Consider the following 5,477-nt stretch of genomic DNA (forward strand, 5'->3'; position numbering starts at 1 on the left):
TATTTAAAAGCATAACTAAAGAACAACTTGTGTGGATTTTTGCTGATTCAGGATGCTAAAAAATAAAGTTGACTATCTTTTCTTTTCGGGAAGATTATTAACTATAAAAATTATCATTTAAGACAGCAGAAAAACTCAAAGTTAATTCATTACGAACATAATTTTTAGCGATTTTGCCAGATTAGATGAGCCAAGTTTAGAAGCTTCTTTAAAGAGCTTCATAGCAAGATTAAACTGAAGAGTTTGATCATGGCTCAGATTGAACGCTGGCGGCAGGCTTAACACATGCAAGTCGAGCGGTAACATTTCTAGCTTGCTAGAAGATGACGAGCGGCGGACGGGTGAGTAATACTTAGGAATCTACCTAGTAGTGGGGGATAGCTCGGGGAAACTCGAATTAATACCGCATACGACCTACGGGAGAAAGGGGGCAACTTGTTGCTCTCGCTATTAGATGAGCCTAAGTCGGATTAGCTAGATGGTGGGGTAAAGGCCTACCATGGCGACGATCTGTAGCTGGTCTGAGAGGATGATCAGCCACACCGGGACTGAGACACGGCCCGGACTCCTACGGGAGGCAGCAGTGGGGAATATTGGACAATGGGGGAAACCCTGATCCAGCCATGCCGCGTGTGTGAAGAAGGCCTTTTGGTTGTAAAGCACTTTAAGCAGTGAAGAAGACTCTTCGGTTAATACCCGGAGACGATGACATTAGCTGCAGAATAAGCACCGGCTAACTCTGTGCCAGCAGCCGCGGTAATACAGAGGGTGCAAGCGTTAATCGGAATTACTGGGCGTAAAGCGAGCGTAGGTGGCTTGATAAGTCAGATGTGAAATCCCCGGGCTTAACCTGGGAACTGCATCTGATACTGTCAGGCTAGAGTAGGTGAGAGGAAGGTAGAATTCCAGGTGTAGCGGTGAAATGCGTAGAGATCTGGAGGAATACCGATGGCGAAGGCAGCCTTCTGGCATCATACTGACACTGAGGCTCGAAAGCGTGGGTAGCAAACAGGATTAGATACCCTGGTAGTCCACGCCGTAAACGATGTCTACTAGTCGTTGGGTCCCTTGAGGACTTAGTGACGCAGCTAACGCAATAAGTAGACCGCCTGGGGAGTACGGCCGCAAGGTTAAAACTCAAATGAATTGACGGGGGCCCGCACAAGCGGTGGAGCATGTGGTTTAATTCGATGCAACGCGAAGAACCTTACCTGGTCTTGACATATCTAGAATCCTGCAGAGATGCGGGAGTGCCTTCGGGAATTAGAATACAGGTGCTGCATGGCTGTCGTCAGCTCGTGTCGTGAGATGTTGGGTTAAGTCCCGCAACGAGCGCAACCCTTGTCCTTAGTTACCAGCGGGTTAAGCCGGGAACTCTAAGGATACTGCCAGTGACAAACTGGAGGAAGGCGGGGACGACGTCAAGTCATCATGGCCCTTACGACCAGGGCTACACACGTGCTACAATGGTAGGTACAGAGGGCAGCTACACAGCGATGTGATGCGAATCTCAAAAAGCCTATCGTAGTCCAGATTGGAGTCTGCAACTCGACTCCATGAAGTAGGAATCGCTAGTAATCGCGGATCAGAATGCCGCGGTGAATACGTTCCCGGGCCTTGTACACACCGCCCGTCACACCATGGGAGTTGATTGCACCAGAAGTGGTTAGCCTAACCGTAAGGAAGGCGATCACCACGGTGTGGTTGATGACTGGGGTGAAGTCGTAACAAGGTAGCCGTAGGGGAACCTGCGGCTGGATCACCTCCTTATAGACAGCATTCGGTCAGCAAGAATTCACAACAAGTTGTTCTTTAGTTTAAGCTTACGTTTTAGCGAACGTATTGGGTCTGTAGCTCAGCTGGTTAGAGCACCGTGTTGATAACGCGGGGGTCAGTGGTTCAAGTCCACTTAGACCCACCATTTATATGGGGCCATAGCTCAGTTGGTAGAGCGCCTGCCTTGCACGCAGGAGGTCAACGGTTCGACTCCGTTTGGCTCCACCACTACTTTAGTTAAGCTTAGAGTGCGAATAAATAAAATAGGTATCAAATAGAAATAAGTGATTTTAATAAGATTACTTCTTTCTGTTTTATACGGAAATTTATGACTCGACGAGAGCATAGAGACTATTTAAAAACATAGATATGAGTCTGGGTTAGGATGAGCGTGTTCACGCGCACATCTTAACCTTAGTAATCAACTCTTTAACGACATCAGTTGTTATCCCAGGGGTTGATTGCTAAAAAGAAATAAGAGAACTGAATCAAGCGTAAACATAGGTGATATCGTTATCATTAATTAGAGTGTATGACACTACTTAGTCGAAAGACTACTTGGGGTTGTATGGTCAAGTAATGAAGCGCACATGGTGGATGCCTTGGCAGTCAGAGGCGATGAAAGACGTGACAGCCTGCGATAAGCTTCGGGGAGGCGGCAATATCCTGTGATCCGGAGATTTCTGAATGGGGAAACCCACCTAGCATAAGCTAGGTATCCTAATTTATTAGGAAGCGAACGAGGGGAAGTGAAACATCTCAGTACCCTTAGGAATAGACATCAATTGAGATTCCCCTAGTAGCGGCGAGCGAACGGGGAGAAGCCGATTAGTACTAATGTAGAAGAACAGCGTGGGAAAGCTGACCGTAGTAGGTGATAGTCCTGTATTCGAAACATTAGCATTAACATATTAAGTAGAGCGGGGCACGAGAAATCCTGTTTGAAGATGGGGGGACCATCCTCCAAGGCTAAATACTCCTGACTGACCGATAGTGAACCAGTACCGTGAGGGAAAGGCGAAAAGAACCCCTGTGAGGGGAGTGAAATAGAACCTGAAACCGTGTGCGTACAAGCAGTGGGAGCCCACTTGTTGGGTGACCGCGTACCTTTTGTATAATGGGTCAGCGACTTATATTCTGTAGCAAGGTTAACCGTTTAGGGGAGCCGTAGGGAAACCGAGTCTTAATAGGGCGTCTAGTTGCAGGGTATAGACCCGAAACCGAGTGATCTATCCATGAGCAGGTTGAAAGTGCCGTAACAGGCACCGGAGGACCGAACCCACTGTCGTTGAAAAGCCAGGGGATGACTTGTGGATAGGGGTGAAAGGCTAATCAAACTCGGTGATAGCTGGTTCTCCCCGAAAGCTATTTAGGTAGCGCCTCGGACGAACACCATTGGGGGTAGAGCACTGTTTCGGCTAGGGGGTCATACCGACTTACCAAACCGATGCAAACTCCGAATACCGATGAGTGATATCCGGGAGACACACAGTGGGTGCTAACGTCCATTGTGGAGAGGGAAACAACCCAGACCGCCAGCTAAGGCCCCAAATTCCTAGTTAAGTGGGAAACGAGGTGGGAAGGCATAGACAGCTAGGAGGTTGGCTTAGAAGCAGCCATCCTTTAAAGAAAGCGTAATAGCTCACTAGTCGAGTCGGCCCGCGCGGAAGATGTAACGGGGCTCAAACTAGGAGCCGAAGCTGCGGATTTGAATTTGTTTTCAAGTGGTAGGGGAGCGTTGTGTAAGCCTGTGAAGGTGTGTTGTAAAGCATGCTGGAGGTATCACAAGAGCGAATGCTGACGTGAGTAACGATAATGCGAGTGAAAAGCTCGCACGCCGGAAGATCAAGGGTTCCAGTCCAACGTTAATCGGGGCTGGGTGAGTCGACCCCTAAGGCGAGGCCGAAAGGCGTAGTCGATGGGAAATCGGTTAATATTCCGATACTTGTTTATGATGCGATGGAGGGACGGAGAAGGTTATGCCAGCCTGGCGATGGTTGTCCAGGTGGAAGGATGTAGGTTTATAGCTTAGGTAAATCCGGGCTATTATATACCGAGATCTGATAGCAAGCTGTACTTGTACAGCGAAGTGGCAAATACCATGCTTCCAGGAAAAGCTTCTAAGCGATAGTCATAAACGAATCGTACCCTAAACCGACACAGGTGATCAGGTAGAGAATACCAAGGCGCTTGAGAGAACTCTGCTGAAGGAACTAGGCAAAATGGTACCGTAACTTCGGGAGAAGGTACGCTGCTGATGGTGAAGGACTTGCTCCGTAAGCTATTGGCAGTCGCAGATACCAGGCTGCTGCAACTGTTTATTAAAAACACAGCACTCTGCAAACACGAAAGTGGACGTATAGGGTGTGATGTCTGCCCGGTGCTGGAAGGTTAATTGATGGGGTTAGCGTAAGCGAAGCTCTTGATCGAAGCCCCAGTAAACGGCGGCCGTAACTATAACGGTCCTAAGGTAGCGAAATTCCTTGTCGGGTAAGTTCCGACCTGCACGAATGACATAATGATGGCAGCGCTGTCTCCAGCAGAGACTCAGTGAAATCGAAATCGCAGTGAAGATGCTGTGTACCCGCGGCTAGACGGAAAGACCCCGTGAACCTTTACTACAGCTTTACATTGAACTTTGACCTGACTTGTGCAGGATAGGTGGGAGGCTTTGAAGCCGAGACGCTAGTCTTGGTGGAGCCAATCTTGAAATACCACCCTGGTCATGTTGGGGTTCTAACTCAGGTATAACAATACCGAGGACAATGTATGGTGGGTAGTTTGACTGGGGCGGTCTCCTCCTAAAGAGTAACGGAGGAGTACGAAGGTGCGCTCAGACCGGTCGGAAATCGGTCGTAGAGTATAAAGGCAAAAGCGCGCTTAACTGCGAGACCCACAAGTCGAGCAGGTACGAAAGTAGGTCTTAGTGATCCGGTGGTTCTGTATGGAAGGGCCATCGCTCAACGGATAAAAGGTACTCTGGGGATAACAGGCTGATACCGCCCAAGAGTTCATATCGACGGCGGTGTTTGGCACCTCGATGTCGGCTCATCTCATCCTAGGGCTGAAGCAGGTCCTAAGGGTATGGCTGTTCGCCATTTAAAGAGGTACGCGAGCTGGGTTTAGAACGTCGTGAGACAGTTCGGTCCCTATCTACCGTGGGCGTTGGAAATTTGAGAGGATCTGCTCCTAGTACGAGAGGACCAGAGTGGACGAACCTCTGGTGTTCGGGTTGTCACGCCAGTGGCATTGCCCGGTAGCTACGTTCGGATGGGATAACCGCTGAAAGCATCTAAGCGGGAAGCCCACCTCAAGATTAGATTTCCCTAAAGAGCCGTTCAAGACTAGGACGTTGATAGGCAGGGTGTGGAAGCGCAGCGATGCGTGTAGCTAACCTGTACTAATTGCTCGTTTGGCTTGACCATACAACACCCAAGTGGTTTGTATCAAGTCTAATTAATCTATCTTGTAAAGCGAAAGCTTTAGAATAAGAAAGAATATTTCGATATCACCGTTAACCTTGATTCAGTTAGGTTATGTGGTACTTATCAAAGTCACACAAACAGACTCATATCTAACCCCCTTTGCTGACGACAATAGCACGATGGAACCACCTGATCCCTTCTCGAACTCAGAAGTGAAACATCGTAGCGCCAATGGTAGTGTGGTTCGCCCATGTGAGAGTAGGTCATCGTCAGCTC

General features: G+C 48.7%; 2 tRNA genes and 3 rRNA genes. All 5 read left to right on the forward strand.

The features are described 5' to 3' along the window. The first annotated feature begins 231 nt into the window (after positions 1-231). Positions 232-1,770 (forward strand): 16S ribosomal RNA (locus FW759_RS13925). Positions 1,771-1,844: 74 nt separating this feature from the next. Beyond that, positions 1,845-1,921 (forward strand) — tRNA-Ile (locus tag FW759_RS13930). 7 nt (positions 1,922-1,928) lie between these two features. Then, positions 1,929-2,004 (forward strand) — tRNA-Ala (locus FW759_RS13935). A 342-nt stretch (positions 2,005-2,346) separates the two neighbouring features. Further along, positions 2,347-5,201: ribosomal RNA gene (locus FW759_RS13940) — 23S ribosomal RNA — on the forward strand. Positions 5,202-5,362: 161 nt separating this feature from the next. Beyond that, a 5S ribosomal RNA gene (gene rrf, locus FW759_RS13945) occupies positions 5,363-5,476 on the forward strand. Together the 16S, 23S and 5S rRNA genes with 2 tRNA genes alongside form the textbook arrangement of a ribosomal RNA operon. Position 5,477 lies beyond the last annotated feature (1 nt).

The sequence above is a fragment of the Psychrobacter sp. 1176_08 genome (assembly GCF_052850615.1).